General features: G+C 74.2%; 25 protein-coding genes. 13 read left to right on the top strand and 12 right to left on the bottom strand.

Features of this window, described 5'->3' with window-relative positions:
• Nucleotides 1–20: 20 nt before the first annotated feature.
• On the bottom strand, nucleotides 21–1508 hold the full coding sequence (gene argH / locus LIX60_RS27445) for an argininosuccinate lyase (protein ID WP_227961587.1): 1488 nt from the start codon (nucleotides 1506–1508) through the stop codon (nucleotides 21–23).
• 170 nt (nucleotides 1509–1678) lie between these two features.
• Nucleotides 1679–2875, bottom strand: coding sequence for an argininosuccinate synthase (locus LIX60_RS27440; RefSeq protein WP_227961585.1), 1197 nt, complete (start codon nucleotides 2873–2875; stop codon nucleotides 1679–1681).
• A 359-nt stretch (nucleotides 2876–3234) separates the two neighbouring features.
• Here LIX60_RS27440 and LIX60_RS27435 point away from each other — a divergent pair, with 359 nt between their 5' ends.
• From LIX60_RS27435 to LIX60_RS27410, 6 genes are all read left to right on the top strand, one after another.
• On the top strand, nucleotides 3235–3447 hold the full coding sequence (locus LIX60_RS27435) for a type II toxin-antitoxin system HicA family toxin (protein ID WP_227961582.1): 213 nt from the start codon (nucleotides 3235–3237) through the stop codon (nucleotides 3445–3447).
• A complete protein-coding gene (locus tag LIX60_RS27430; protein WP_227961580.1) occupies nucleotides 3444–3884 on the top strand; it encodes a type II toxin-antitoxin system HicB family antitoxin in 441 nt (146 codons plus the stop codon). The genes LIX60_RS27435 and LIX60_RS27430 overlap by 4 nt, the downstream gene beginning before the upstream one ends.
• Nucleotides 3885–4170: 286 nt before the next feature.
• Nucleotides 4171–5571 (top strand): ferric reductase-like transmembrane domain-containing protein, encoded by a 1401-nt coding sequence (locus LIX60_RS27425; RefSeq protein WP_374117994.1) that lies wholly within the window; start codon nucleotides 4171–4173, stop codon nucleotides 5569–5571.
• 31 nt (nucleotides 5572–5602) lie between these two features.
• Nucleotides 5603–6160 carry an FMN-binding protein gene (locus LIX60_RS27420; protein ID WP_227961578.1) on the top strand — a complete coding sequence of 186 codons (558 nt, stop codon included), beginning with the start codon at nucleotides 5603–5605 and terminating at the stop codon, nucleotides 6158–6160.
• Nucleotides 6161–6191: 31 nt separating this feature from the next.
• Complete coding sequence (locus LIX60_RS27415) at nucleotides 6192–6923, top strand: FAD:protein FMN transferase (protein ID WP_227962946.1); 732 nt, start codon at nucleotides 6192–6194, stop codon at nucleotides 6921–6923.
• A 260-nt stretch (nucleotides 6924–7183) separates the two neighbouring features.
• Nucleotides 7184–7405: a DUF397 domain-containing protein gene (locus tag LIX60_RS27410; RefSeq protein WP_019708814.1), complete on the top strand. Its 222-nt coding sequence runs from the start codon at nucleotides 7184–7186 to the stop codon at nucleotides 7403–7405.
• 64 nt (nucleotides 7406–7469) lie between these two features.
• Here LIX60_RS27410 and LIX60_RS27405 read toward each other — a convergent pair whose 3' ends face one another.
• From LIX60_RS27405 to argC, 5 genes are all read right to left on the bottom strand, one after another.
• Nucleotides 7470–8006 (bottom strand): arginine repressor, encoded by a 537-nt coding sequence (locus tag LIX60_RS27405; RefSeq protein ID WP_227961576.1) that lies wholly within the window; start codon nucleotides 8004–8006, stop codon nucleotides 7470–7472.
• A gap of 5 nt (nucleotides 8007–8011) precedes the next feature.
• The gene (locus LIX60_RS27400; protein WP_227961574.1) at nucleotides 8012–9226 is read right to left on the bottom strand and encodes an acetylornithine transaminase; all 1215 of its coding nucleotides are present in this window, start codon (nucleotides 9224–9226) and stop codon (nucleotides 8012–8014) included.
• The gene (argB, locus tag LIX60_RS27395) at nucleotides 9223–10128 is read right to left on the bottom strand and encodes an acetylglutamate kinase (protein ID WP_227961572.1); all 906 of its coding nucleotides are present in this window, start codon (nucleotides 10126–10128) and stop codon (nucleotides 9223–9225) included. The genes LIX60_RS27400 and argB overlap by 4 nt, the downstream gene beginning before the upstream one ends.
• Nucleotides 10125–11285, bottom strand: a complete 1161-nt coding sequence (gene argJ / locus LIX60_RS27390; RefSeq protein ID WP_227961570.1) for a bifunctional glutamate N-acetyltransferase/amino-acid acetyltransferase ArgJ — start codon at nucleotides 11283–11285, stop codon at nucleotides 10125–10127. Before argJ ends, argB begins: the two co-directional genes overlap by 4 nt.
• A 97-nt stretch (nucleotides 11286–11382) precedes the next feature.
• Nucleotides 11383–12411, bottom strand: a complete 1029-nt coding sequence (gene argC / locus LIX60_RS27385) for an N-acetyl-gamma-glutamyl-phosphate reductase (protein ID WP_227961568.1) — start codon at nucleotides 12409–12411, stop codon at nucleotides 11383–11385.
• Nucleotides 12412–12675: 264 nt separating this feature from the next.
• On the opposite strand from argC, the gene LIX60_RS27380 reads away from it, so the two are divergent.
• The 3 genes from LIX60_RS27380 (at nucleotide 12676) to LIX60_RS27370 (ending at nucleotide 16004) form a co-directional block, all read left to right on the top strand.
• Complete coding sequence (locus LIX60_RS27380; RefSeq protein ID WP_227961565.1) at nucleotides 12676–13884, top strand: NAD(P)/FAD-dependent oxidoreductase; 1209 nt, start codon at nucleotides 12676–12678, stop codon at nucleotides 13882–13884.
• A gap of 10 nt (nucleotides 13885–13894) precedes the next feature.
• A complete protein-coding gene (locus LIX60_RS27375; protein WP_227961563.1) occupies nucleotides 13895–14833 on the top strand; it encodes a sigma-70 family RNA polymerase sigma factor in 939 nt (312 codons plus the stop codon).
• Nucleotides 14834–15017: 184 nt separating this feature from the next.
• The gene (locus tag LIX60_RS27370) at nucleotides 15018–16004 is read left to right on the top strand and encodes a helix-turn-helix transcriptional regulator (RefSeq protein WP_227961561.1); all 987 of its coding nucleotides are present in this window, start codon (nucleotides 15018–15020) and stop codon (nucleotides 16002–16004) included.
• A gap of 72 nt (nucleotides 16005–16076) precedes the next feature.
• Here the strand turns inward: LIX60_RS27370 and LIX60_RS27365 are convergent, their stop codons facing one another.
• On the bottom strand, nucleotides 16077–16589 hold the full coding sequence (locus LIX60_RS27365; RefSeq protein ID WP_227961559.1) for a hypothetical protein: 513 nt from the start codon (nucleotides 16587–16589) through the stop codon (nucleotides 16077–16079).
• A gap of 424 nt (nucleotides 16590–17013) precedes the next feature.
• The gene (locus LIX60_RS27360) at nucleotides 17014–17427 is read right to left on the bottom strand and encodes a DUF5997 family protein (protein ID WP_227961557.1); all 414 of its coding nucleotides are present in this window, start codon (nucleotides 17425–17427) and stop codon (nucleotides 17014–17016) included.
• Nucleotides 17428–17487: 60 nt separating this feature from the next.
• On the opposite strand from LIX60_RS27360, the gene LIX60_RS27355 reads away from it, so the two are divergent.
• The 3 genes from LIX60_RS27355 (at nucleotide 17488) to LIX60_RS27345 (ending at nucleotide 20128) form a co-directional block, all read left to right on the top strand.
• On the top strand, nucleotides 17488–18285 hold the full coding sequence (locus LIX60_RS27355) for a LysR substrate-binding domain-containing protein (RefSeq protein ID WP_227961555.1): 798 nt from the start codon (nucleotides 17488–17490) through the stop codon (nucleotides 18283–18285).
• Nucleotides 18286–18448: 163 nt separating this feature from the next.
• Nucleotides 18449–18805: a YciI family protein gene (locus LIX60_RS27350; RefSeq protein WP_227961553.1), complete on the top strand. Its 357-nt coding sequence runs from the start codon at nucleotides 18449–18451 to the stop codon at nucleotides 18803–18805.
• Between the two features lie 57 nt (nucleotides 18806–18862).
• Complete coding sequence (locus tag LIX60_RS27345; RefSeq protein WP_374117927.1) at nucleotides 18863–20128, top strand: RNA polymerase sigma factor; 1266 nt, start codon at nucleotides 18863–18865, stop codon at nucleotides 20126–20128.
• A 36-nt stretch (nucleotides 20129–20164) separates the two neighbouring features.
• Here LIX60_RS27345 and lepB read toward each other — a convergent pair whose 3' ends face one another.
• The 3 genes from lepB to LIX60_RS27330 all read right to left on the bottom strand — a co-directional run bounded on the left by lepB (nucleotide 20165) and on the right by LIX60_RS27330 (nucleotide 25295).
• The gene (gene lepB / locus LIX60_RS27340; protein ID WP_227961548.1) at nucleotides 20165–20830 is read right to left on the bottom strand and encodes a signal peptidase I; all 666 of its coding nucleotides are present in this window, start codon (nucleotides 20828–20830) and stop codon (nucleotides 20165–20167) included.
• 223 nt (nucleotides 20831–21053) lie between these two features.
• Nucleotides 21054–23363 carry a SpoIIE family protein phosphatase gene (locus LIX60_RS27335; protein WP_227961546.1) on the bottom strand — a complete coding sequence of 770 codons (2310 nt, stop codon included), beginning with the start codon at nucleotides 23361–23363 and terminating at the stop codon, nucleotides 21054–21056.
• A gap of 438 nt (nucleotides 23364–23801) precedes the next feature.
• On the bottom strand, nucleotides 23802–25295 hold the full coding sequence (locus LIX60_RS27330; protein ID WP_227961544.1) for a PLP-dependent aminotransferase family protein: 1494 nt from the start codon (nucleotides 25293–25295) through the stop codon (nucleotides 23802–23804).
• Here LIX60_RS27330 and LIX60_RS27325 point away from each other — a divergent pair.
• On the top strand, nucleotides 25294–26385 hold the full coding sequence (locus tag LIX60_RS27325) for a DMT family transporter (protein WP_265584944.1): 1092 nt from the start codon (nucleotides 25294–25296) through the stop codon (nucleotides 26383–26385). The genes LIX60_RS27330 and LIX60_RS27325 overlap by 2 nt on opposite strands.
• Nucleotides 26386–26449: the final 64 nt, after the last annotated feature.

Raw genomic sequence — 26449 nt, 5'->3', positions numbered from 1 at the left:
GCCGGGATCAGCGGCCGGGATCAGCCCTCCGGGGAGCTCGCCTCGGCCATGGCCTCGGCCGTCGCCTTGGCCGTCGCCCACTGCTGCTGTACGGCGAGGTCGGCCTTGACCCCGGCGAGCTGGACGGCCACCGCCTCCGGTGCCGTACCGCCGCGGCCGTTGCGGGCGGCCAGCGCGCCCGGCACATTCAGGACGCTCCGCACCTCGGGGGTGAGGTGCGGGGAGATCTTGGCGAACTGCTCGTCCGTCAGCTGGTCCAGCTCGATGCCGGTCCGTTCGCACTCCTGCACGCATTCGCCCGCCACCTCGTGCGCCACCCGGAACGGCACGCCCCGCTTGACGAGCCACTCGGCGATGTCGGTGGCGAGCGAGAAACCGGCCGGGGCCAGCTCCTCCATCCGCTCCCGGTTGACGGTGAGGGTCGCCAGCATGCCGGTGAAGGCGGGGAGCAGGACCTCCAGGGTGTCGCAGGAGTCGAAGACCGGCTCCTTGTCCTCCTGGAGGTCGCGGTTGTAGGCGAGCGGCAGCGCCTTGAGGGTGGCGAGCAGCCCGGTGAGGTTGCCGATGAGCCGGCCGGACTTGCCCCGCGCCAGTTCGGCGATGTCCGGGTTCTTCTTCTGCGGCATGATCGACGAGCCGGTGGAGAAGGCGTCGTGCAGGGTCACGAAGGAGAACTCCTTCGTGTTCCAGATGATGACCTCCTCCGCGATCCGGGAGAGGTCGATGCCGATCATCGCCGTGATGAAGGCGAACTCGGCGACGAAGTCGCGGGAGGCCGTGCCGTCGATGGAGTTGGCCGAGGAGCCGTGCTCGAATCCCAGGTCGGTGGCGACCGCCTCCGGGTCCAGGCCCAGGGAGGACCCGGCCAGCGCCCCCGATCCGTACGGCGAGACCGCCGTGCGGTCGTCCCACTGCCGCAGCCGCTCCGCGTCCCGGGAGAGCGCCTGGACATGGGCGAGGACGTGGTGCGCGAAGAGGACGGGCTGGGCGTGCTGGAGGTGCGTGCGGCCGGGCATGGCCACCTCCGGGTGCGCCTCGGCCAGTCCGACGAGGGCCTCCTGGAGCTCGGCGAGCAGGCCGCCGATGATGCGGGCGTGGTCCCGCAGATACATCCGGAAGAGCGTCGCGATCTGGTCGTTGCGGGACCGGCCGGCCCGCAGCTTGCCGCCCAGCTCGGGGCCGAGCCGCTCCAGCAGGCCGCGTTCCAGGGCGGTGTGGACGTCCTCGTCGGCGACGGTGCCGGTGAACGAGCCGTCGGCGACGTCCGCCTCCAGCCGGTCCAGCCCTTGCAGCATCCGGGCCAGCTCGTCGTCGGTGAGCAGCCCGGCCGAGCGCAGCACGCGGGCGTGGGCGCGGGAGCCCGCGATGTCGTACGGGGCGAGCCGCCAGTCGAAGTGGACGGACGCCGACAGCTGGGCCAGGGCCTCCGCCGGTCCGGAGGCGAAGCGGCCGCCCCACAGCCGGACGTCGCCGCCGTCCGGGGTCGGGTGCTGCTGGCCGTTGGTCATCGGTGCTCCTCGTGCGCGTGACGCTGTGTGCCGGTGGTGCCGGTCATGCCGTTTCGCCCCGGTCATGCCGGTGATACGGGCCGCCTCCGCGACCCGGGACGGGGCGCGGAGGCGGTGGTGTCCTGCTGTGCGTACGGTACGGGACCGTACCGGTCCGCGGGGGGGGCCGCTTACTGTGCGAGGTCCCGCTTGGCGGCGATCTTGGAGCTCATCCCGAAGAGCTCGATGAAGCCCTTGGAGAGCGACTGGTCGAAGGTGTCGCCGGTGTCGTAGGTGGCGAGGTTGAAGTCGTAGAGCGAGGACTCCGAGCGCCGGCCGGTGACGACGGCCCGGCCGCCGTGCAGGGTCATCCGGATGTCGCCGGAGACGTGCTCGTTGGCCTCGTTGACGAAACCGTCCAGGGCGCGCTTGAGCGGGGAGAACCACAGGCCGTCGTAGACCAGCTCGCTCCAGCGCTGCTCGACCTGCCGCTTGTAGCGGGCCAGTTCGCGCTCGACGGTGACGTTCTCCAGCTCCTGGTGGGCCGTGATCAGCGCGATGGCGCCGGGGGCCTCGTAGATCTCCCGGGACTTGATGCCCACGAGCCGGTCCTCGACCATGTCGATCCGGCCGACGCCCTGGGCCCCGGCGCGCTCGTTGAGCTGCTGGATGGCCTGGAGGACGGTGACGGGCTTGCCGTCGATGGCGACCGGGACGCCCTGCCGGAAGGTGATGATCACCTCGTCGGCCTCGCGCGGGTCGGCCGGGTTGGAGGTGTACTCGTAGACGTCCTCGATCGGCCCGTTCCAGATGTCCTCCAGGAAGCCGGTCTCGACGGCCCGCCCGAAGACGTTCTGGTCGATGGAGTACGGCGACTTCTTGGTGGTGGCGATCGGGAGGTTCTTGTCCTCGCAGAAGGCGATGGCCTTGTCCCGGGTCATGGCGTAGTCCCGGACCGGGGCGATGCAGGTGAGCTCGGGGGCGAGGGAGGAGATGCCGGCCTCGAAGCGGACCTGGTCGTTGCCCTTGCCGGTGCAGCCGTGGGCGACGACGCCGGCGCCGTGCTTCCTCGCGGCCGCGACCAGGTGCTTGACGATGGTGGGCCGGGAGAGGGCGGAGACCAGCGGGTAGCGGTCCATGTAGAGGGCGTTGGCCTTGATCGCCGGGAGGCAGTACTCGTCGGCGAACTCCTCCTTGGCGTCCGCGACCTCCGCCTCGACGGCGCCGCACGCCAGCGCACGCTTGCGGATGACGTCCAGGTCCTCACCGCCCTGGCCGACGTCCACGGCGACGGCGATGACCTCGGCGCCCGTCTCCTCGGCGATCCAGCCGATGGCGACGGAGGTGTCAAGGCCGCCCGAGTAGGCGAGTACGACGCGCTCGGTCACGGGATTCTCCTTACGATGCATGCGCTGACAGGCATAAGTATGCACTGGACCGTATGTTTCGTCAACGCGCTCCGGGGGGATGGCGCGGCACCGCCCCGGGCGGCCGCCGCGGGGCAGGTCAGCGGCGGGTCAGCGGCCGTCCGCCAGCACCCGCTCCAGCACGCGCGCGGCGCTCCGTTCGACATCCTTCGTGGCGGTCAGCAGGGTCAGCCCGCCGTCGCCGCCCGCCAGTCCGCGCAGCCGGTCCAGGACGTCCCGGCGACTCCGTGCCGCCGCGCCACTCGGCTGCGCACACTCTTCCGGGTGAACAGTCTAGGGACTTTAGACTTGCGAGTTCTAGCAACACTAGACATACACTCGTGAAGTACAAGACCCTGGTCGGCAGGATCAGAAAAGCAGCAAAGGCCAAGGACATCCCCTTCGAGATGCGTCGGCAGAAAGGCAGTCACCAGGTGTGGACGTGCGGTGCGACGCCGGTGACCATCCCGAAGCACAAGGAGATCAACGAGATCACGGCAGAGAGCATCTGCAAGGCACTGGAAACGGAACTCGGAGAGAAGTGGTGGCGATGAAGACCTACCGTGTGACCGCACGCCGGGCGGGCGATTGGTGGGCACTCGAAGTGCCCTCTCTGCCAGGCGTCTTCAGCCAGACCAAGCGGCTCGACAAGGCGGAGGGGGCCGCGCGCGAGGCCATCTCCGTCATGCTCGGCGCCGAGCCGGGCGACATCGAGGTCTCCATCGAGACCGAACTGCCGGAAGAGGCGCGGCAGGCGCTGAAACAGGCGGAGCGCGCCAAGCAGGCCGCCGCGGAAGCCGCCGAGGCGGAGCGCCGTGCCATGCGCCGCGCGGCCGAGGTCCTCACCCGGGATCTGAGCCAGCGGGACGCCGGCCGCGTCATGGGGTTGTCCTTCCAGCGGGTGTCACAACTTCTCGGTGCGGACGCTGCCGCCCACAGAACGAGGCGCACGGGGAGCGCCCGGCGCGCGAAGAAGAGAGTCGGGGGCTGACGGAGCGCTCCCCGTGACAGGGCGCCTCGTGGGAGCGAGCGCGAGGCGCGGCGCTCCGACGGGCCACAACGCCCGCCGGAGGGGTGCGCCGGCGTGCCACGGCCCGTTTCGCCCGTGCGCTGAGCATCCGGGGGATTTTCTCCGTACTGGTGGGAGAAGGCCGGGGGCTACTGCCGGTAGCCGGGCGCAGCGGGGAGGCAGGACCGTGAGCATCACCACTGAGACATCGACGAGGCAGCCGGCGGAACCACCGCCGGCGACCGGTACGCCGGCGGCTCAGACGAGAATCCAGACGATCGCGGACGTCGGACGCGCCGCGCGGCGGCGGGCCGAGGTCCGGATGCGGCCGCGCAGTTCCGGCGCCCTGCCCGTACTGGGCGCGCTGTGGGCGGGCGCCCTCGCCGTGCTGGGCCTGTGGTGGTACAACACCCCGGTCGTCTCGGCGACCACCGACTGGGTCACCGGCGCCGGACGGATCACCGGGCTGCTGGCCGGCTACTCCACGGCCGTGGTGGTGCTGCTCATGGCCCGGGTGCCGGTCCTGGAGCGGCGGATCGGCTCCGACCGGGTGGCCCGCTGGCACGCGATGGCGGGCCGCTACACGATCAGCCTGATCGTGGCGCACACCGCGCTGATCGTGTGGGGCTACGCGGAGCAGGCCGGAACCGGCCTCGTCGACCAGTTCCTCACCGTCGTCCTCGACTTCCCCGACATGATCGAGGCTGCCGCCGGCACCGTGCTGCTGGTGGTGATCGGCCTCATCTCGGCCGGCGCCGCGCGGCGGAAGCTGCCGTACGAGCTCTGGTACTACCTGCATCTGCTCACCTACGCCGCCGTATTCCTCGCCTTCTGGCACCAGCTCTCCACCGGCACCGAGTTCCTCGCCGTCCCGGCGGCGCAGACCGCCTGGTACGCGCTGTACGGCACGGTGACCGCGCTCATGCTCTGGTACCGGATCATCACCCCCGTCCGGCTCAACCTGCGCCACCAACTGCGGGTGGAGTCAGTGGTGGAGGAGGGCGCGGGCGTCACCTCCGTCATCATGTCGGGGCGGGACCTGGCCGGGATGAACGCCGAGGCGGGGCAGTTCTTCCGCTGGCGGTTCCTCGCCCCGGGGCTCCGCTGGACCTCCAACCCGTACTCCCTGTCGGCGACGCCGCGCGACGACCGGCTGCGCATCACCGTCAAGGCGGCGGGCGGCCACAGCGCCGCCCTGGCCGCGCTCCCCGCCGGCACCCGGGTCTGGGCCGAGGGCCCGTACGGCGCGCTCACCGCCGCCCGCCGGCAGCGGCCCCGCGGCGAGGAGGGTCGGCGCGGCACCAAGGTGCTGCTGATCGCGGGCGGAGCCGGGATCACCCCGATGCGGGCACTCTTCGAGACGATCCCCGCCGCCCCCGGGGACCTGACGCTGCTGTACCGGGCCCGCCGCAAGGAGGACCTCGTACTCTGGGACGAACTGCGCGTCATCGCCGGGCGGCGGCAGGCGAAGCTGTTCTCCGCCGTCAACGAACCCGACGGCACCCGGCCGCAGATCACCGCGGAGGGCATGGCCCGCGTCCTCCCCGACATCGCCAAGCACGACGTCTACCTGTGCGGACCTCCCGGCCTGGCCGAGGAGTTCCAGGCCATCCTGCGCGAGGCCGGGGTCCCGGCCCGCCGCATCCACCACGAGTCCTTCGAGCTGTGAGCCACAGCGAGAGCGAGCCGGAGCAGAACCCATGAGGAAGCACCCGATACGCCGCGTCGTCCTGGGCAGCGCCGCCACCGTCTCCGGTGTCGTCCTGCTCCTGGCCCTCAAGATGCCGTACGCGCCGTGGGAGGCCGAGCGGACCTCCGCCGCGCAGCCGCCGGCCGCCGGAGCGCCGGCGGCGCCCGGAACGGGCGGAGCGGGCGCGCCCTCACCGGGCGCACCGGCCGGGGACCCGGCGGGCGGGGGCGAGGCCGCGGCCCCCGGGGACGGCCAGGGCGGGGGCGAGGGCGGGGCACCGGCCCAGGACGCGCCCCGTACCGTCACCGGCGACCTGGTCAAGACCGAGTACGGGCCCGTCCAGGCCCGGATCACCCTCACCGGCGGGAAGATCACCGCGGCCGACGCCGCCCAGGCCCCGTCGGGCAACCCGCAGACGGAGTCGATCACCGCCCGGGCGGTGCCGGAGCTCGGCAAGAAGGCCGTGCAGGCGCAGAGCGCGGAGATCGACACCGTCTCCGGCGCCACCTTCACCAGCGAGGGCTACAAGAAGTCCCTGCAGAGCGCCCTGGACCGGGCCGGTGGCTGAACCTCCCCGGTTCCGCCGGGTCGAGGAGGCCATGGGCACGGTCTTCTCCCTCGACGTGCGGGGCCCGCGGGCGCACGAGGCCGGGCCCGCGGTCGAGGACGCGGTGGCCTGGCTGCACCGGGTGGACGAGCTGTTCTCCCCGTACCGGGAGGAGAGCGAACTCAGCCGGCTGGCGCGCGGCGAACTGTCGGCCGGTGACTGCGATCCGCTGATCGCGGAGGTCCTGCTGCTCTGCGAGGGCGCGGAGGAGATGAGCGACGGCTGGTTCAGCACCCGGTACGCCGGCGGGCTCGACCCGACCGGGCTGGTCAAGGGCTGGGCGGTGGAGAGGGCCTCGCAGCGGCTGGCCGAGGCCGGGGCCGCCGACAGCTGCGTGAACGGCGGCGGCGACATCCAGCTGTGCGGCCGCGCCGGCCCCGGGCGGCCCTGGCGCACCGGGATCAGCGACCCGCTGCGCCCGGGCCGGCTCGCCGCCGTCGTGGAGGGCGAGGGCCGGCTGGCCGTGGCCACCAGCGGCACGGCCGAACGCGGCTGCCACGTCCTGGACCCGCGCACGGGCTCCCCGCCCCGGCACGGCCTGGTCTCCGTCACGGTGCTGGCGGAGGGCCTGACGGCGGCGGACGCCTGGGCGACGGCGGCCTTCGCGCGGGGCCGCTCGGCACGGGACTGGCTGGAGGCGCTGGAGGACGTGGAGGCGTTCGCGGTGACGGCGGACGGCGGCACCTGGAGCACGACGGGTTTCGACAAGTTCACGGCCGGCTGACCGGCGCTGCTCCGGCGCTCCCCGGGACGGTGACGGATCTTCGAGCACGCGCGCCGCCGAGCCCGTCCTCCGGTTCCGGATCGCGGGTACGGAAACGGGCGCGGGCCGGGGCGTTCTGGTGGGGCCGGGACGCGGGTAGCCTCCAAGGGACAGTGAGCGCGAGGGGTCCGCGCGGGCGGGCCTTGCGACCGGATCCGGCCGTGGGCCGTGTCACCGCGCGGATTCCCCGCCACGGCCAGGGAAGCGGGCACCACACGCCTATGAGCACGTACGTCCCCGATGCCTCGGCTCTGCCCCTGCGCTGGACCGTCTCCTCCTACAGCGGCGGGAGGGACAACTGCGTCGAAGTCGCCCGGTTCGAGCGGGAGACCGTGGCCGTGCGGGACTCCGAGGACCCCTCCGGGCCCGCCCTGCTGCTGCGCGCCGACGAATGGACCGCGTTCATCGCCGACATCCGGGCGGGCGAGTTCGACCTGTTGTGACGGCGCCCGGGCGCCAGCACCCCGACTCCCGGCGTTCGACCGGGCGTTGAGAACGGCCGGCGCGCTAGCGCGCCCGCTGGGCCAGCCGCAGGAGGTGGTCCGCGAGGGCCTGGCCGCCCGCCGGGTCGCGGCTGATCAGCAGCAGGGTGTCGTCGCCCGCGATGGTGCCGAGGATGTCGTGGACCTCGGCCTGGTCGATGGCCGAGGCCAGGAACTGCGCCGCGCCGGGCGGGGTGCGCAGCACGACCAGGTTCGCCGAGGCCTCGGCGGAGATGAGGAGTTCACCGGCCAGCCGGGCCATCCGCTGCTCCTTCACCGACTCCCCGAGCGGCGCCTGCGGGGTGCGGAAGCCGCCCTCCGACGGCACCGCGTAGATCAGTTCACCGCCGGCGCTGCGGATCTTCACCGCGCCCAGTTCGTCGAGGTCGCGGGAGAGCGTCGCCTGGGTGACGCTCAGCCCGTCGTCGGCGAGGAGCCGGGCGAGCTGGCTCTGGGAGCGCACCGCCTGGCGGTTGAGGATGTCGACGATCCGCCGGTGGCGGGCCGTGCGGGTCTGCGGTACGGCCGGCCCGCCGTGCTCGGTGTCCTGCGCCTGGCTCATGGTGGTCAGTCTCCGGATCGTCGGTATTCCCCGTCGCCCGCGGCCTCGTCCAGGACCGCCGGCAGGGCTCCGAGCAGCGCGTCCACCTCGTCGTCGCCGATGATCAGCGGGGGGACGAGCCGGACGACGCCGGGGGCGACGGCGTTCACCAGGAGCCCGGCCTCCTGAGCCGCCTGCTGGACGCGGGCGGCCACGGGTTCGGTGAGCACGATACCCAGCAGCAGCCCGGCACCGCGCACCTGTGCGACCAGCGGGTGGCCCAGGCCCTCGATCCCGTCGCGCAGCCGCTCCCCCGTGCGCTTGACCCGGTCCAGGATGTCCTCGGCGGCGATGGTGTCGAGGACGGCGAGCGCGGCGGCGCAGCAGACGGGGTTGCCGCCGAAGGTCGAGCCGTGGTGGCCGGGCGCCAGCAGCTCCGCGGCCTCGCCGAAGGCGACGGTGGCGCCGATGGGCAGCCCGCCGCCGAGCCCTTTGGCGAGGGTGACGACATCCGGCTCGACGCCCTGTGCCTGGTGCTCGAACCAGTGGCCGGTGCGGCCGATGCCCGTCTGCACCTCGTCGATCACGAGCAGGGTGCCGGCGGCCCGGGTGATCTCCCGTGCCGCGGCCAGGTATCCGGCGGGCGGTACGACGGCGCCGTTCTCGCCCTGGACCGGTTCGAGGATCACCAGGGCGGTGTCGGTGGTGACGGCGGCCCGCAGCGCGTCCGCGTCCCCGTACGGCACATGCGTCACCTCGCCGGGCAGCGGCAGGAAGGGGTCGCGTTTGCCGGGCTGCCCGGTGAGGGCGAGGGCGCCCAGGGTGCGGCCGTGGAAGCCGCCCTCGGTGGCGACCATGTGGCTCCGGCCGGTGCGCCGCCCGATCTTGAACGCGGCCTCGACGGCCTCCGCGCCGGAGTTGGAGAAGAAGACCTTGCCGGGGCGGCCGAGGAGCTGGAGGAGCCGTTCGGCGAGCTCGACGGGCGGCTCGGCGACGAAGAGGTTGGAGACGTGGCCGAGGGTGGCGATCTGGTCGGAGACGGCGCGGACGACGGCGGGGTGGGCGTGGCCGAGGGCGTTGACGGCGATGCCGCTGACGAAGTCGAGGTACTCGCGGCCGTCGGCGTCCCGGACCCGGGCGCCCTCGCCGCTCACCAGCGGCAGGCGGGGGGTGCCGTAGTTGTCCATCAGCGCCTGCTGCCAGCGCTGCGTGAGCTCCTGGTTGCCGTGCACGTGGCTCATGCCGTCTCCCCCTGCGCGTCGGGCACGACCATCGTGCCGATGCCTTCGTCCGTGAAGATCTCCAGCAGGATCGAGTGCTGCACGCGGCCGTCGATGACGCGCGCGGTGTTGACGCCGTTCCGCACGGCGTGCAGGCAGCCCTCCATCTTGGGGACCATGCCGCTGGCCAGGTCGGGCAGCAGCTTCTCCAGCTCGGTGGCGGTGAGCTTGCTGATCACCTCGTCGCTGTCGGGCCAGTCCTCGTAGAGGCCCTCGACGTCGGTGAGCACCATCAGCGTCTCGGCGCCGAGCGCGGCGGCGAGCGCGGCGGCGGCGGTGTCGGCGTTGACGTTGTAGACGTGCTGGTCGTCGGCGCTGCGGGCGATGGAGGAGATGACGGGGATGCGCCCGTCGTCCAGCAGCGCCTGGACGGCTCCCGCCTCGACGCCGGTGATGTCGCCGACCCGGCCGATGTCCACGCTCTCGCCGTCGATCTCGGCGTAGCGCTTGACGGCGGTCATGGTGTGGGCGTCCTCGCCGGTCATGCCGACGGCCAGCGGGCCGTGCCGGTTGAGCAGCCCGACCAGGTCGCGCTGCACCTGGCCGGCGAGGACCATCCGGACGACGTCCATCGCCTCGGGGGTGGTGACGCGCAGCCCGGCCTTGAACTCGGAGACCAGGCCGAGCTTGTCCAGGTGCGCGGTGATCTGCGGGCCGCCGCCGTGCACGACGACCGGCTTGAGGCCGGCGTGCCGGAGGAAGACCACGTCCTGGGCGAAGGCGGCCTTGAGTTCCTCGTCGACCATGGCGTTGCCGCCGAACTTGATGACGACGGTCTTGCCGTGGTGGCGGGTCAGCCAGGGCAGCGCCTCGATGAGGATCTGCGCTTTGGGGAGGGCGGTGTGCTTCCGCGTGGTGCTCATGAGGAGTAGGCGCTGTTCTCGTGGACGTACTCGGCGGTCAGGTCGTTGGTCCAGATGACGGCCGACTCGGCGCCGGCGGCCAGGTCGGCGGTGATCCGGATCTCGCGGTAGCGCATGTCGACCAGCTCGCGGTCCTCGCCCACGGAACCGTTCTTGCAGACCCAGACGCCGTTGATGGCGACGTTCAGCCGGTCCGGTTCGAAGACGGCGGAGGTGGTGCCGATCGCGGAGAGCACCCGGCCCCAGTTGGGGTCCTCGCCGTGCAGGGCGCACTTGAGGAGGTTGTTCCGGGCGATGGAGCGGCCGACCTCGACGGCGTCGTCCTCACTCGCGGCGTTCACGACCTCGATGCGGATGTCCTTGGAGGCGCCCTCGGCGTCGCCGATGAGCTGCCGGGCGAGGTCGTCGCAGACGGCGCGGACGGCCTCGGCGAACTCCTCGTAGCCGGGCGCCACCTGCGAGGCGCCGGAAGCCAGCAGCAGCACGGTGTCGTTGGTGGACATGCAGCCGTCGGAGTCGATCCGGTCGAAGGTGGTGCGGGTGGCGGCGCGCAGGGCCTTGTCGAGCTCGGGCTGCGCCACGTCGGCGTCGGTGGTGAGGACGACGAGCATGGTGGCGAGGCCGGGGGCGAGCATGCCCGCGCCCTTGGCCATGCCGCCGACGGTCCAGCCGGCCGGGCTCTCCGCGACGGCGGTCTTGTGGACGGAGTCGGTGGTCTTGATGGCGAGGGCGGCCTTCTCGCCGCCGTGCGCGGAGAGCTGGGCGACGGCCGTGCCGATGCCCGGCAGCAGCCGGTCCATCGGCAGGCGGATGCCGATGAGGCCGGTGGAGCAGACGGCCACCTCGCCGGGGCTGAACTCCTCGCCCAGCGCCTCGGCGGTCTTCTCGGCGGTCCTGTGGGTGTCCTGGAAGCCGAGCGGGCCGGTGCAGGCGTTGGCGCCGCCGGAGTTGAGGATCACGGCGGAGACCTGGCCGCCCTTGACGACCTGCTCCGACCAGATGACGGGTGCGGCCTTGACGCGGTTGGAGGTGAAGACGCCCGCGGCGGCCAGGCGCGGCCCGTGGTTGACGACCAGCGCCAGGTCCGGGTCCCCGCTCTCCTTGATGCCGGCGGCGATCCCCGCCGCCGTGAAGCCCTTGGCTGCCGTCACGCTCACTGCGTCTCCGTCTCTTCCGTGGTCGTGTCCCCGCCGGCCGCTGCCGCCGTCACCGTCGCCGCTCCCGCCGTCGCGGCCGCCGCCGTGCGCGCGCCGTTCACGGGGCGATCCCGGCCGCGGACAGGCCCGTCTCCTCGGGGAGGCCGAGGGCGATGTTCATGCTCTGCACCGCGCCGCCGGCGGTGCCCTTGGTGAGGTTGTCGACGGCGGCGATGACGAGGACGCGGCCGGCGTCCTCGTCCAGGGCCGTCTGGAGCTGGACGGCGTTGGAGCCGAGGACGGCGGCCGTGGAGGGCCACCGCCCCTCGGGAAGCAGGTGGCAGAAGGGCTCACCGGCGGTGGCCTTCTCGTATGTCTCGCGCAGCGCGTCCGCCGTGACGCCGGGCCTCGCCTTCGCCGTGCAGGTGGCGAGGATGCCGCGCGGCATGGGGGCGAGGGTCGGCGTGAAGGAGACCGTGACCGGCTCCCCCGCCGCGGCGGAGAGGTTCTGGACGATCTCCGGGGTGTGCCGGTGCACGCCGCCGACGCCGTACGGGCTCATCGAGCCCATCACCTCGCTGCCGAGCAGATGCGGCTTGAGCGCCTTGCCGCCGCCGGAGGTGCCGCTCGCGGCGACGATCACGGCCTCGGGCTCGACGAGCCCGGCCGCGTGGGCCGGGGCGAGGGCGAGCGACACGGCCGTCGGGTAGCAGCCGGGGACGGCGACCCGCCGGGCGCCGCGCAGCGCGTCGCGGGCGCCGGGGAGTTCGGGGAGACCGTAGGGCCAGGTGCCGGCGTGCGGGGTGCCGTAGAACCTCTCCCAGGCGGCGGCCTCCCGCAGCCGGAAGTCCGCGCCGCAGTCGATGACGAGCACCTCCTCGCCCAGCTCCTCGGCGACGGCGGCGGACTGCCCGTGCGGCAGGGCGAGGAACACCACGTCGTGCCCGGTGAGGACCTCGGTGGTGGTCGGCTCCAGCACCCGGTCGGCGAGCGGCAGCAGATGCGGCTGGAGCTCACCGAGCCGCCGGCCCGCACTGGAGTTCGCGGTGAGGGCGCCGATCTCCACCCCGGGGTGCCCGAGCAGCAGGCGCAGCACTTCACCGCCCGCGTACCCGCTCGCTCCCGCCACTGCCACACGCGTCGCCATGTCACTCCTCCGCTAGACAGCATGACTATACGAAGGGTCGCAGTTTTATGCAAGAAGGGTGCGGCGGCCGCCCGGTCAGCCGATCCGGCCGTCCGGCGCTTGAGTTGACGCCTTCGGGTGTCGCAGCCGGCCCCGTGTGACGTCGGCGCCTGCCGATTGCCGGCCGCCCACTCCGGAGCAGTGATTCAGGTCACATCCGCTCCGTGTCAGCAATTGGGGCGCCGTCCCGTTCAGGGGGCACGCGAACGAGACAGGAGCATCCCCATGAAGCACCGCATCGTCGTCCTCGGCGCCGGATATGCCGGGGCCTTCGCCGCCGGAAGCCTGGCCCGCCGGCTCTCCCCCGCCGACACCGGGATCACCGTCGTCAACGCCGAACCCGACTTCGTCGAGCGGATGCGACTCCACCAGCTCGCGGCCGGCCGGGACCTCGCATCCCGCAAGCTCGCCGACGTGTTCGCGGGCACCGGCGTGCGGCTGCGCCTGGCGCGCGTCACCGGTGTCGACCCCGAGCGCAGGACCGTCGCCGTGACCGGCGCGGACGCCGTGACCGGCGCGGACGGCGATGGCGAACTCGCGTACGACACGCTGCTCTACGCGCTCGGCAGCTCCGCGGCCCATCATGGGGTCCCCGGCGTGGCCGAGCACGCCTTCGACGTATGCGGCCGGTCCTCGGCGCTGCGTCTGCGGGAGCGCCTGGCCGGCCTGGGCGAGGGCGGCACCGTGCTGGTCGTCGGCGAGGGGCTGACCGGCATCGAGACCGCCACCGAGATCGCCGAGTCCCGGCCCGGCCTCTCGGTCGCGCTCGCCGCCCGCGGCGAGCCGGGCGACTGGCTCTCCCCGAAGGCCCGCCGCCACCTGCGCCGTGCCTTCGACCGGCTCGGCATCACCGTCCACGAGCACACCCGCGTCGAAGCCGTCGAGCCGGCACGGGCGATCACCGCCGGCGGTACGTCCCTCCCGGCCGACGTGACCGTGTGGTCGGCCGGGTTCGCCGTGCACCCCATCGCGGCCGCCGCCGGCCTGGAGACCACCGGGACCGGCCGGATCGTCGTCGACCGCACCATGCGCTCGGTCTCCCACCCGGACGTCTACGCCGCCGGCGACTGCGCCCACGCGATCGGCGGCAACGGCCGGCCGCTGCCGATGTCCTGCGCCACGGCCGGCCTGACCAACATGCGGGCGACGGCCGCGATCGTCGCGCGCCTGACCGGCGGCGAGGTCCCGGCCACCGGGCTGAAGTACCACGGCAACCACATCAGCCTCGGGCGGCGGGACGCGATCTTCCAGGTGGTGGACGGAGACGCCCGGGCGAAGTCCTGGTACCTGGGCGGCCGGACCGCCGCGCGGCTCAAGGCGGGCGTGCTCACGGGGGCCGGCTGGGGCATCGCCCACCCGACCTTCGGCATGCCGCAGCGCAAGCGCCGCCTGGCCACCGCACCCGACCGGGACGGTGTGGGTGCCGCCGCCTAGGTTGTTCCGCGTGGACAGCACGGCCGTCGAGAGGTTCGAGGCCGGCCGGGACCGGCTGGCCTCGCTCGCGTACCGTCTGCTCGGCTCGGCCGCCGACGCCGAGGACGTCGTGCAGGACACGTTCCTGCGCTGGCAGGCCGCGGACCGCGAACGGATCGAGGTGCCGGAGGCGTGGCTGACCAAGGTCCTCACCAACCTCTGCCTCGACCGGCTCCGCTCGGCGCGGGCGCGCCACGAGCGGGCGGCCGGCGCCTGGCTGCCCGAGCCGCTCCTGGAGGGCGACCCGATGCTCGGCCCGGCCGACACCTTCGAGCAGCGCGAATCGGTGTCCCTGGCCGTCCTGACCCTCCTGGAGCGCCTCTCGCCGGTCGAGCGGGCCGTCTACGTCCTGCGGGAGGCCTTCTCGTACCGCCACGCCGAGATCGCCGGGATCCTCGACATCACCGAGTCCGCGAGCCAGCAGCACGCCCACCGGGCCCGGGCCCGGGTCGCCGCCGGGCGCCGCCGGGGCGGTGAGGCCGATCCCGCGTCCGCACGCCGGGTCGCCGAGGAGTTCCTCGCCGCCGCCGCGTCGGGGCGCACCGAACGGCTGGTGGCGCTGCTCACCGACGACGTGACGGCGGTCTCGGACGGCGCCGGGCTGGGCCGGAGGCTGCTGCGGTGGGAGACGCCCGAGCGGGTCGCCTCCTTCGTGCGGGCCGGTTTCAAGCCCACGCCGGCGAAGCGGCGGCTGGCCGGCGGCTCGCCCGCGATGCACATCGCGGTGGTCAACGGCTGCCCGGCCGTCCTCGCCGTGGTCGGCGACCGGGTCGTGGGCGCCGTGGTGTTCGACGTCGGCGACGGCAAGGTCGCGTCCCTGCGCGGCATCGCCGCCGCGGACCGCCTCGCGCGCCTCAACGAGGCCTGGCGGCAGTACGAACCCGGGGCTCCGGTCATCGACGCCTGGTGACCGCGGCCACGGTCACCGGAAAGCACCGCACATCCCGGGCCGGACCGGAGAGTTCAGGACAGGCCCGTCGGAATCCGGCACACCCTGCCCGTGTTTCCGGACATCCTCCTGCTCCCCGGAACCGCCCGTCCTCGCCGGTCCGTCCCTCACAGCGGTGTGTCGCGGGAACAGGGGTGCGGGACGCATGCTGCGTATCGGCTTCGGCACGGACGATCTCAACCGTCTGCGGGTGGCGGGGACCCGTGACTTCATGTGGGACGTGGTGCTCAGCCTGCAACTGCTCCAGAACCGGCATTCCGCCCTGGTGTTCGACCCGTGGCGCAAGCGGGTGCGCGAAGGACTGACGCGGTCGGGCCTGGTCCGGACCACACGGGCGCTGATGGAGCTGTGCCCGTGCGCCCCCTACTTTCCGGACTTCCTCACCCCCGGGCTCGGCAGCCCCGATCCGGACGCCGGACTGGACGCCGTGCTCTCCACGCCCGGACGGCGCCTGCGGCGGGAACTCGCCCTGCTCTACGAGGGCCGGACGATGCCCCCGGGCGCCCGCCGGCTCGCCGAGGGCGGAAGCGACGTGCTGCACCGGCTGGAGGAGGCGGTACGCCGCTATCACGCGGTGGCGGTGGCTCCCTACCGGGCGGCCGTCGACCGCGCAGTCGACGCGGATCGCTCGGCGCGCGCCGACTCGGCACTGGCCGCCGGGGCGGAAGGGCTGCTGGCCGGCTACCAGCCCGAGCTGGCCTGGCGGGACGGCCGGATCGAATGCGGCTACCCCTTCGACCGGACCCTGGAGCTGCACGGCCGCCCCCTGACGCTGGTCCCGTCGTTCTTCTGCACGCGGTGGCCCATCACCCTGGCCGACCCCGGACTCCCTCCGGTGCTGGTCCATCCTCTCCCGCTCGCACCGGGCTGGCTGGCCGAGTCCGAACGGTCGTCCGGTTCCGCGGAACGGCTGCACCGGCTGCTCGGGCTCACCCGGACCCGGGCGCTGGAGTCGCTCGGCCGGCCGATGTCCACCGGCGGGATCGCCGCCACGCTCCGGCTCTCCCCGGCCAGCGCCAGCCGTCATGCCGCGGTGCTCCGCGAGGCGGGGCTGATCAGTTCCTTCCGGGACGGGCACCGCGTGCTGCACCGCCGGACGCCGCTGGGCGAGGCCCTGCTCAAGGGCATGTGACGGAACGGCGCGCGGGGCGGCGCCCGCCCGGGCTCTCTCCGATCCCGGGCGGGCGCCGCGCCGTGTTCGCGGTCAGCAGTTCTTGATCTTCCAGACCGGAGTCCAGTTGTAGGAGTTGCTGGTGTCCAGCGCGGTCGAGGTCTTGATGACCCCGCCGCTGGAGTTGTAGTAGTACGCCTTCGTGCCGGTGGTCTGGTTGTTGACGTAGCCACCGGTGCCGTTCCAGTACGACAGCGAGTAGGTGCGGCAGACGTACAGGTCGAAGATCTTCCACTTGCCGACGACCGGGTCCCACACGCGCGTGCACAGACGCCCGTAGGAGCAGGCGTAGTCCGTGTTCGACGTGACGTAGCGGATCTGCTCGGCCGCGGGCGAGATCCTCGGCGACGTCGCCATCACGCCCGCGTCCGCCCGCGCACCCGCCGGAGCCGGCGGCGCCGTCTGCACCCGGTCGCCTCCCGCCCGCTCGGCGGAGCCGGGGGTCTGAGCCGTGCCGGACGCCTGTACCGGCGCCGCGGCCAGCAGCGTGCCGCCGGCCAGCCCCACCGCCGCGACGAGCCCCGCAGCCTTTCGACGTATCTGCATCTGCGTCCCTCCGTGATTCGAACGGTGAACCGTGCGGGACCCATCGTGGGGCGCTCCCCGGCCGGCGGACGAAACATTCGACGGATACGCAATCAAAGGGTGCGGTTCCGGTGGGTGGCGGGAATTCCCGGAATGCGCTGTTCCCGTTCCCTTGGTCCTCGCCCGGCCCCTCGCCCCCGGCCCGGCCCCGGGCCGTGCTCCTCCCGGCACGGGGTCCGGGGCGGGAGGGTCCGGGACGGGAGGGCCCGGGGCAGGCGGGCGGACGGGTGGTGCCAGGTGCCGCGCGGTCCCGTCGGTGGTCCGGCGATCCACCCGCGCGCGGCGGGGCAGCCGAGACCACCGGTGCTCGCGGCTGCGGCCCCGGGCGGAGGGGCCCGCCGGGCGTCGGCGTTCCGCCGGGGGCCGGGCGGTGCCCGGTGGCGGGTCAGGAACGCGGACGGTCCGGCCCGGCGTCCCGCGCCGCGTTCTTCTCCCTGAGGTCCTTGAGGCGCGCGGCTTCCTTCCGCACCTCGGCCTGCGTGGCACGTTCCTGCCGCAGCCACCCGGGCTCGTCCCGCTTCAGCGCGTCGATCTGCTCCGTGGTCAGCGCTTCCGTGACGCCGCCGCGGGCGAGACCCGAGATGGACACGCCCAGCTTCGCCGCGACCACCGGGCGGGGGTGCGGGCCGTCGCGCCGCAGGTCCCGCAGCCACTCCGGCGGGTCGGCCTGCAGCGCGTTCAGTTCACCGCGCGTGACGACGCCCTCCTGGAACTCGGCGGGGGTGGCCTGGAGGTACACACCCAACTTCTTCGCCGCGGTCGCGGGCTTCATGGTCTGGGTGTTCTGGTGCGACGTCATGGTGCCCAGGGTAACGAGCGCGGGCGATGCCCCCGACCACGACCCGGTAGCCTGGCCCGCGTGACAGGCTCGGAGGACTCCCCCGCGTTCCGGCTCGCGTACGTCCCGGGCGTGACGCCGGCCAAATGGGTGCGGATCTGGCGGGAGCGGCTGCCCGCGGTCCCGCTGAGCCTTCTCCCGGTGACCGCCGCCGAAGCGGCCGGCGTCCTGCGGGACAGTGGTGCCGACGCCGGTTTCCTGCGGCTGCCGGCCGACCGGACGGACCTCAGCGCGATCCCCCTCTACACCGAGACGACCGTGGTGGTGGTCCCTAAGGACCACGTCGTGACGGCCGCCGACGAGGTGACCGCCGCGGATCTCGCCGACGAGATCGTGTTGCACCCCCTCGACGACACCCTCGGCTGGGAGACCCTCCCGGGCCGGCCCGCGAAGGAGCGCCCCGCCACCACGGCGGACGCCGTCGAACTGGTGGCCGCGGGTGTGGGCGTCCTCGTCGTCCCACAGTCCCTGGCCCGTCTCCACCACCGCAGGGACCTCACCTACCGGCCGGTCTCCGACGCCCCCCAGTCGCGCGTCGCCCTGTCGTGGCGGGAGGACGCCACCACGGACCTGGTCGAACACTTCATCGGGATCGTCCGCGGCCGGACCGTCAACAGCACCCGTGGCCGCCCGGCACCGGCACAGCGGAAGGACGAGCGCGCCGGCGACCAGCGCGGGACGCGGCGGACACCCGCGGCCGGGAAGCCGGCGGGGAAGACGGCCCGGAAGCCGACCGGGAAAGCCGCGGGGAAGAACCCGCGGGGCGGTTCCGGCGGCGCCAGGGGCGGCAAGCGCGGCCGGCCCCGCCGCCGCTCGTAGCCCCGGCGGGACGCTCCCGCCGCCATCCCGCCGCCCGGCCGGCCCCCTTCGGAACATCTCCGCGAAAAAAGTTCCGGCGAGATGTCGATCCGGCCGTCTCCCGTTCGACGTCAGGATGAGAGGCGGGGAGAGGCCCCGTCCTTCCGAGCGAGGAGCAGCCGCCGTGCCGCGTTTCCTGACACTGATCCGCATCGACGAGAAGAACGCCCCCGCCGAGGGCCCCAGCCCCGAGCTGCAGGAGCGCATGGGCGCCCTGTTCGAGGAGATCACCAAGGCCGGGGTCATGCTCGACACGGCCGGGCTCACCCCGACCTCCGAGGGCACCCGGGTCACCTGGTCCGGCGGGAAGATCAACTGCACCGACGGGCCGTTCACCGAGAGCAAGGAAGTCATCGGCGGCTACTCCATCATCCAGGCCAAGGACAAGGCCGAGGCCCTGGAGTGGACGAAGCGGTTCCTGCGGACCCACGAGGAGTACTGGACCATCACCGCCGAGGTCCGCGAGATCGCCGAGGGCTGACCGCCCCGCGACGGTCCGGCGCGGCTTGCTCGCGCCTCCCCGCGGCTGTTCTGATGGGTGGCTGTGACGGCAGGGAGCACGGCCGAGACGGTCGAAGCGGTGTTCAGAATCGAGTCCGCGCGGATCACCGCCGGTGTCGCCCGCATCGTGCGGGACGTGGGCATCGCCGAGGAACTCGCGCAGGACGCGCTGGTCGCCGCGCTGGAGCAGTGGCCGGAGTCGGGCGTCCCGGAGAAGCCGGGCGCCTGGCTCATGGCCACCGCCCGGCACCGCGCGATCGACCTGGTGCGCCGCCGGGAGACCTACGCGCGCAAGCTCGCGGAGGTCGGGCGGACCCTGGAGGACGTGCCCCCGCCCGGCCCGGAGGACCTCGGCGACCCGGACGACATCGACGACGACCTGCTGCGCCTGATCTTCACCGCCTGCCATCCCGTGCTGTCCCGGGAGGCCCGGGCCGCCCTCACGCTGCGCCTGCTGGGCGGCCTGACCACGGATGAGATCGCCCGCGCCTTCCTGGTCTCCGAACCGGCGGTCGCCCAGCGCGTGGTCCGCGCCAAACGCACGCTCGCCAGGGCCGGCGTCCCCTTCGAAGTCCCCGGCGGGGCCGACCGGGAGGCGCGCCTCTCGTCGGTGCTGGAGGTCATTTACCTGGTCTTCAACGAGGGGTACGCGGCGACGGCCGGTGACGACCTGTGCCGTCCCGCGCTGTGCGAGGACGCGCTCCGCCTCGCCCGCGTCCTGGCGAACCTGATGCCCGGGGAACCGGAGGTGCACGGCCTGCTGGCGCTGCTGGAGTTCCAGGCCTCCCGTATCGCGGCCCGTACGGGTCCGGGCGGCGAGCCGGTGCTGCTCGCCGACCAGGACCGCTCGCGGTGGAACCGGATGCTGATCCTCCGCGGCGCCGAGGCCCTGCTCCGGGCGGGCCGCGGCCCGTACTCCGTCCAGGCCGCGATCGCCGCCTGCCACGCGCGGGCGGTCCGCTACGAGGACACCGACTGGGCGGCGATCGCCGCGCTGTACGGGCGGCTGCTGGAGCTGGCCCCTTCCCCGGTGGTCGAGCTGAACCGGGCCGTCGCCGTCTCGATGGCGGAGGGCCCGGAGGCCGGGCTGCGTCTCGTCGACGCCCTGGTGGCCGAGCCGGTCCTCCGGGGCTACCACCTGCTGCCGAGCGTCCGCGGGGATCTGCTGGCCCGCCTGGGCCGGGACGAGGAGGCGCGCGCGGAGTTCCGGCGCGCGGCCTCGCTCACCCGCAACGCCCGGGAGCAAGAGCTGCTCCTGGCACGGGCCGCGCGCTCCCCCTCCGGCCCCGCGCGGGACGGCTGAACCGCCGCCGGCGCCCGTGGGCCGGGCGTCCGGCGCTCACCGGGGCGGCGGCACCATCCTGGCGCGGCGCCGCACGATCCACGAGGTCATCCCGAGGACGAGACCGGCGGACGTCATCAGCGCCCCGAGCACCGCGACGGTGGCCGGCCACAGCAGCGCGGACGGGCCGTCGTCGAGGACCCGGCCGCGCACCGTGCTCGCCGCGACCGTGCCCGACCGCTCGGAGAGATGGAAGCGGGAGTCCTCCGAATTGGCCCGGTAGTCGCCGAGGACGAACAGCCGGCCCTCGGGGACCTTCACGTCGTAGGTCCGGTCCGGCACACCGACCGGGTCGTCGCCCAGGACGTACGGTTCGGCGAGCGGCTCGCCGTTCACCGAGACCGTGTCCCCCTCGCAGCAGGACACCCGGTCGCCGCCGGTGCCGATGACCCGCTGCATCGTCAGCTGCCCGCCGGGGAACCACCGCTTCTCCTCGAAGAGGACGACATCGCCGGCGCGCACCCCGGAGCCGTCGGTGCGCTCCGCCACGATCAGGTCACCGCGCCGGTGGGTCGGGGCCATGTGGTCGCTGGGCATGGTGGTGGTGATGTAGTCGGCGCGGAGCCAGGCCACACCCGCCACCAGGGTGCCGAGGCCGGCCACGATCAGGGCCAGGGCGGCGATCGCCAGTTTCCGGCCGGGTCTTCCTTCCGCGTCGCGCACAGTGCTGTTCTCCGTTGTCGTCGTGTCGTCGTGTCGTCGTGTCGTCGTGTGCCGAGGGTGCTGCCGTGTTCGTCCCGACGTGTGCAGGCGGAGCCGTGCAGCCGTGCTGTGTGCGGATGAGACTAGGCACCGGCCCCGGCGGGCCGCACGGCGGGTCCGGCGCCCGCGCGGTCGCCGCCCCGCCCGCGCCGTCGTGCTGTCGCCGCCCCGCCCGCCCCGCGGGTCAGTCCGTGCGGCGGACCAGGAGGACGGCGATGTCGTCCTGGGCCGTGCGGCCCGCGGCCGGGGCCGCTATCCGGTCGGCCAGCACGTCCAGGTCCGTCCGGTCCCGGGCTCCGGACGCAGCACCCCGCGCGGGGCCGTTGCGCGCGGGGCGCCCGTTCCGCACGGCCCGGGTCTCCGGCCCGGCCCCCTCGCCGTCCGGGCCCCGGTCGCTCCCGGGGCCCCCGCCGCTCTCCGCGCCGTCGCCGGCGGACCAGCGGGAGAGGGAGCGCACCAGTTCGGCCACCCCCTCGTCGTAGCTGTGCTCCCGGCTCTCGACGAGGCCGTCGGTGTAGAGCAGCAGGGTCGCGCCCCGCGGCAGCTCGGCGGTCACCACCGGGTACTCGTCGTCGAGCTTGCAGGCCAGCGGCAGACCGCCGGGGCAGTCGAGCTCCCGCACGGTGCCGTCGGCCTCCAGCAGCAGGGGGTAGGGATGCCCGGCGCGTGCCATCCGCAGGACGCCGGTGGCCGGGTCGAGCTCCACGATGCAGCAGGTGGCGAAGAGTTCGGTGTCCAGTCCGCAGAGCATGCGGTTGCCGCAGGCCATCAGGTCGGCCGGGCCGTGACCGTCGTCGGCGTAGGCGAGCAGGGCCGTGCGGAGCTGGCCCATCACGGCGGCGGCCTGCGCGCTGTGCCCCTGGACGTCGCCGATCATCAGCCCGACCTTGCCGCCGGGAAGCCGGACGACGTCGTACCAGTCGCCGCCGACGTCCAGCCCCTCGGAGCCGGGCTGGTAACGGACGGCGACCTCCACGCCCGGCAGCCGGGGGAGGCTGCGGGGCAGCATCACCCGCTGGAGCTCCGTCATCGCCTGCCGGCGCTGGTCGAAGAGACGGGCGCGGGCCAGGGACTGCGCCAGGATGCCGGCGATGGCGGTGGTCACGATCTGGTCGTCCGGCGTGAAGACCCGGCGGTCGGCGTAGGAGAGGATGCAGGTGCCGACCGTGCCGTCGGCGGTGGTGAGCGGCAGCAGCGCCCAGGCGTGGTGCCGGACCGCGGGGCGGAAGCTCTCGTCCGGGAAGGCCGCCAGGAACTCCTCCCGGGACTCGAAGAAGAGCGGGCTGCCGGCGCGGAGGGCGGCGGACATGGGGCTGTCGGCCTGTCCCATGCTGCTCTCGCCCAGCCGCCGCAGGACCTCCTCGGGGTAGCCCGCGGCACCGGCCAGCACCACGTCGCCGTCCTGGACGAGATGAATGGCCAGCGCCTTCGCGTCGAGGGCGGGCAGCACCGTGCCGGTCATGGTGTCCACGACGTCCTGGGTGGAGAGCGCCGCGCCGAAGGCCGCGGTCAGATTGAGGACGAACTCCCGCCGGGCATGGCGGCGTTCCTCGTGCTCGCGCTCCTCGGTACGGTCCTGGGCGACCCCGACCATGCCCTGCGGGTTGCCCTCCGCGTCCCTGACGACGCTCGCCTTGGCGTCGATCCAGCGGACCACCCCGTCCGGCCGGATGATCCGGTAGAGGGCCGAGTAGAAGCCGGTCCGCATGCTGGTGCGGGCCGCTGCGTGGACGGCGGCCCGGTCCTCGGGGTGGATGTGGGCGTAGAAGGTGTCGATCCGCTCGTCGAAGGTGTCGGACTCCACGCCGAACAGCCGGCAGGTCCGTTCGTCCCAGACCAGCCGGCCGGAGGCGAAGTCCCAGTCGAAGGCGCCGATGTCCGCGCTGGCCATGGCCAGTTCGAGGCGCGCGGCCCGGGTGCGGCTCTCCACCAGCCGCACGGCCTGGTCGAGGCGGGGGACCCCCGCCGTGAGCACTTTGGTCTCCCGGGAGAGGAGGTACTCCAGCCGCTGGGCGGCGACCGCGGCGATCAGGCTGAGGGTGCCCTCCTCGCTCTCGGAGAGGGGTTCGCGGCGGTCCAGCTGGAGGGAGAGGACGGCCAGGCAGCGGTCCTCCAGCATGAGCGGCACCGAGGCGTAGGCGCTGGGGCTCGGGAAGCGGGCGGCGTCGCTGCCCAGTCCGCTGTACTCGCGGGTGGGCCGCCAGACCAGGCGGCGCTCCCGGGCGGCCTCCGCGACCGGCAGATCGGCATCGGCGTCCACGGAGCCGTAGCGCTCCACGATGTACTCGCCGTAGCCGGTGGTGGTGGCCAGCCGCAGCCGGCCGTCGTCCTGCCGGATGTAGACGGCGCCGGCCCGCGAGCCGACGGCCGCGAGGGCGGCCTCCTTGGCCAGGGTGAGCAGGCCGGACGCGCTGGTGCGGCTCAGCAGGCCGATCACCACACCGGCCCAGGAGGGATCGACCGGTGAGGGCACCAGTTCCGGCTCCACGGTCACACGTGCCCCCTTGCCTTCCGTCGCACCCCGGTCCCACGGTCCATGGTCCGCCACAATGGCCGGAATCGCATCAAGGATGTCCCCGCTTTTCGCGGCGGGTCGCCGACGGGCCTCCGGCACCCGCCGCTCCGGCACCACGGACGGCCGCCGGAGCACACCCGGGCGGGGGTGGCGGACCCCGGCCCGCGGCGGGCCCGTACGGACCCGGCCGGGGAATGCCGCCGCCCCGCGGCGTGCGGCGCGGGGCGGCACGGGCCGGGCCGTACGCCGCGGGGCGGCACCCTGCGGTCGCGCGGTCACGGCGGGCCGTCACAGCGGGCCGGCGCACGCGGGTGGCGCGCCGGGCCGGGGCTCGCTCGCGGGACGGGGGCGCCCCCTCGGCGGGACGGCGGGCGCCCGCCGACCGGTCGGCGGGGCTGCGGGGCGGCGGGGCGGCCGTCAGCCGGAGAACGCGGCCGCGGCGTCGACGCCGCCCGCCGCCCGCGCGCTGCCGAAGGCCGCCCGCAGCCGCCGGGCCCCCTCGGCGATCTCCCCGGTGCCCGCCACCGCGGCGTACGCGACCCGGAGGTGCGCCGCGGGCGGCTCGGCCGCGAAGTAGGGCCGTCCCGGGGCCACGGCGACACCGGCCCGGAACGCCTCCGCGGCCACCGTCTCGTCGTCCAGTCCCTGCTCCAGCCGCAGCCACAGATGGCCGCCGCCCGAGGGCAGCAGCACCGGCCGGGCCTCCGGGAGTTCCCGGGCCAGTGCGGTGGCCAGCGCCTCCCGCCGGCTCCGGAGCGCCGCCCCGATGGAGCGGAGGTGGCGGCGCCAGGCGGGCGAGCCGACGAGTTCCAGCGCCGTCTCCTGGAGCGGGCGCGGCACGAAGAAGCTGTCGACGACCTGGATGGCCCGCAGCCGCCGCATCACCGGCCCCCGGGCCGCGAGAGCGGCGACCCGCAGGCTCGGCGAGGTGGTCTTGGTGAGGGAGCGGATGTGGACGACGACGCCGTCCGGGTCGTCGGCGGCCAGCGGCGGTGGCAGCGGCCCGGCGTCCTCGTGGGCGAGACCGCGGGCGTAGTCGTCCTCGACGACGAACGCCCCGGCCTCCCGTGCCGCCCGCAGCACACCGGCCCGGCGGTCGGGGGCGAGCACCGCGCCCGTCGGGTTCTGGAAGAGCGGCTGGCAGACGAAGACCCGGGCGCCGGTGGCCCGGAAGGCGTCGGCGAGCAGCCCCGTCCGGACGCCCCCGGTGTCGACCGGTACCGGGACGGGCCGCAGCCCGGCGGCCCGGGCCACGGCCAGGAGCCCCGGGTACGTGGGCGACTCCACCAGGACCGCGGCTCCGGGCGGCGCGAGCGCCCGGAGCGCGGTGGTGAGCGCGCTCTGCCCGCCCGCGGCGATCAGCACGTCGGACGGGGCGAGCGCACCGCCGGGCCCGCCGATCTCCCGGGCAAACCACTCGCGCAGCTCGGGCAGGCCCTCCATCGGCGGCCGCCCCCAGGCGCCGGGGCGCCGGCCGGCGCGGGAGACGGCGGCGGCGAGCGCGCGTTCGGGCTGGAGCGAGGGGTGCGGATAGCCGCCGTTGAACTCGATGACGCCGGACGGGGGAGCGGCCAGGGTGGCCAGCAGCCCGGAGGCGTCCACCGCCCGGGGCAGCGGCTCTCCGGGGGCGCTGCCGGCCGGTTCGGCGCTCAGGGCCACCTCCTGCCAGGAGGTGTCGGCGGGACGCGACGCGGGCCCGGCCGGCCGGGCCCGGAAGGCACCGGCGCCGGGACGGGTGACGACCAGCCCTTCGGCGACGAGCGCGGACAGAGCCCGCGAGACGGTCACCGGACTCACCCGGTACCGCTCGACGAGGGCCCGGCTCGACGGCAGCTTCTCACCGGGAGAGTAGCGCCTGACCTCGGAGCGGAGAGTTTCCGCCAGTTCACCGACACTGCTACGCTCATGCATGAGAGACAACGATAGCGCTACCGAGGCGCCGAGGATAGCGCTCCGAGGCGGCCGCCCCGCCGGGACGCCGTCCGGACCGGCTCCCGGGCCCGCGCCCGGGCGCTCCCCCGCACGGACCGCCCCCCGCGCCTCCGGCCGGCCCGTGCGCGACTCCCCCGCCGCCGGCACCGCCCTCGCCGTCCTCGGTGTCGCCGCCTTCTCCCTCACCTTCCCGGGCACCGTCTGGGCCCTGGAGGGGTTCGGCCCGTGGACGGTCACCGCCGCCCGCGGCGTGCTCGCCGGACTGATCGCGGGCGGCTGCCTCACGGCCCTGCGCGTACCGGCGCCGGAGCGCCGCCACTGGCCCGGCCTGCTGACCGTCGCCGCCGGAGTCGTCCTCGGCTTCCCGCTGCTCACCACACTCGCCCTGCGCACGTCGACGGCCTCGCACGCCGCCGTGGTCGTCGGGCTGCTGCCACTCACCACCGCGGTCTTCGCGGCCGTACGGACCCGGACCCGGCACTCCAGGGCGTTCTGGGCCGCCGCTGTCGCCGGGGCCGCGGCCGTCTGCCTCTTCGCGCTCACCACGGGGGGCGGCGCGCTCTCCACGGGCGACGCCTACCTCGCCGCCGCCCTGCTCGTGTGCGCCGCGGGCTACACGGAGGGCGGACGGCTCGCCCGGGTGATGCCCGGCTGGCAGGTGACGGCCTGGGCGCTGGTCGCCTGCCTTCCGCTGACGGTGCCGTGGCTGGCGGTCGCGTCGGCACGGGAGCCGGCGGTCCTCACCGGACACGCCGTGGCGGGACTCCTCTGGCTCGGGGTCGGCTCACAGTTCCTGGGACTGGTCGTCTGGTACCGGGGCATGGGCGTCATCGGCGTCGCCCGGGCCGGCCAGTTCCAGCTCGCCCAGCCGCTGCTGACGCTGGTCTGGGCGGTGCTGCTGCTCGGCGAGGAACTCGATCCCGCAGCACCGCTCACCGCGGCCGCCGTCCTCGTCTGCATCGCCGTCACCCAGCGGGCGGACGGGCCGCCCGCGGCCCTGTCCGCGGCCCCGTCCGCGCGGAAGCCACACGCCACGAACCGCCGCGGGGCGGCCGGCGGCTCCGGTTGAGGCCCGTCCGGCCGGCGCAGGACCGTGCAGGGGCCATCGGACCCGTCCGGTCCTAGACTCGGAG

The sequence above is a fragment of the Streptomyces sp. S07_1.15 genome, from assembly GCF_020739505.1.
In the GTDB taxonomy this organism is placed as follows: Bacteria; Actinomycetota; Actinomycetes; order Streptomycetales; family Streptomycetaceae; genus Streptomyces; species Streptomyces xinghaiensis.
The sequence above is the reverse complement of the archived record's forward strand: the minus strand, read 5'-3'. Positions and strand labels throughout refer to the sequence as shown.

Excerpts from the sequence above, each read along its gene's own strand:
- LIX60_RS27325 (WP_265584944.1), top strand. The coding sequence starts at position 25,294 with ATGAGAGACAACGATAGCGCTACCGAGGCGCCGAGGATAGCGCTCCGA.
- LIX60_RS27370 (WP_227961561.1), top strand. The coding sequence starts at position 15,018 with ATGCTGCGTATCGGCTTCGGCACGGACGATCTCAACCGTCTGCGGGTG.
- LIX60_RS27400 (WP_227961574.1), bottom strand. The coding sequence starts at position 9,226 with ATGAGCCACGTGCACGGCAACCAGGAGCTCACGCAGCGCTGGCAGCAG.
- LIX60_RS27420 (WP_227961578.1), top strand. The coding sequence starts at position 5,603 with ATGAGGAAGCACCCGATACGCCGCGTCGTCCTGGGCAGCGCCGCCACC.
- LIX60_RS27330 (WP_227961544.1), bottom strand. The coding sequence starts at position 25,295 with ATGCATGAGCGTAGCAGTGTCGGTGAACTGGCGGAAACTCTCCGCTCC.
- LIX60_RS27360 (WP_227961557.1), bottom strand. The coding sequence starts at position 17,427 with ATGACGTCGCACCAGAACACCCAGACCATGAAGCCCGCGACCGCGGCG.
- argH (WP_227961587.1), bottom strand. The coding sequence starts at position 1,508 with ATGACCAACGGCCAGCAGCACCCGACCCCGGACGGCGGCGACGTCCGG.
- argB (WP_227961572.1), bottom strand. The coding sequence starts at position 10,128 with ATGAGCACCACGCGGAAGCACACCGCCCTCCCCAAAGCGCAGATCCTC.
- LIX60_RS27430 (WP_227961580.1), top strand. The coding sequence starts at position 3,444 with ATGAAGACCTACCGTGTGACCGCACGCCGGGCGGGCGATTGGTGGGCA.
- LIX60_RS27415 (WP_227962946.1), top strand. The coding sequence starts at position 6,192 with ATGGGCACGGTCTTCTCCCTCGACGTGCGGGGCCCGCGGGCGCACGAG.
- argC (WP_227961568.1), bottom strand. The coding sequence starts at position 12,411 with ATGGCGACGCGTGTGGCAGTGGCGGGAGCGAGCGGGTACGCGGGCGGT.
- LIX60_RS27410 (WP_019708814.1), top strand. The coding sequence starts at position 7,184 with ATGAGCACGTACGTCCCCGATGCCTCGGCTCTGCCCCTGCGCTGGACC.
- LIX60_RS27365 (WP_227961559.1), bottom strand. The coding sequence starts at position 16,589 with ATGCAGATACGTCGAAAGGCTGCGGGGCTCGTCGCGGCGGTGGGGCTG.
- LIX60_RS27405 (WP_227961576.1), bottom strand. The coding sequence starts at position 8,006 with ATGAGCCAGGCGCAGGACACCGAGCACGGCGGGCCGGCCGTACCGCAG.
- LIX60_RS27380 (WP_227961565.1), top strand. The coding sequence starts at position 12,676 with ATGAAGCACCGCATCGTCGTCCTCGGCGCCGGATATGCCGGGGCCTTC.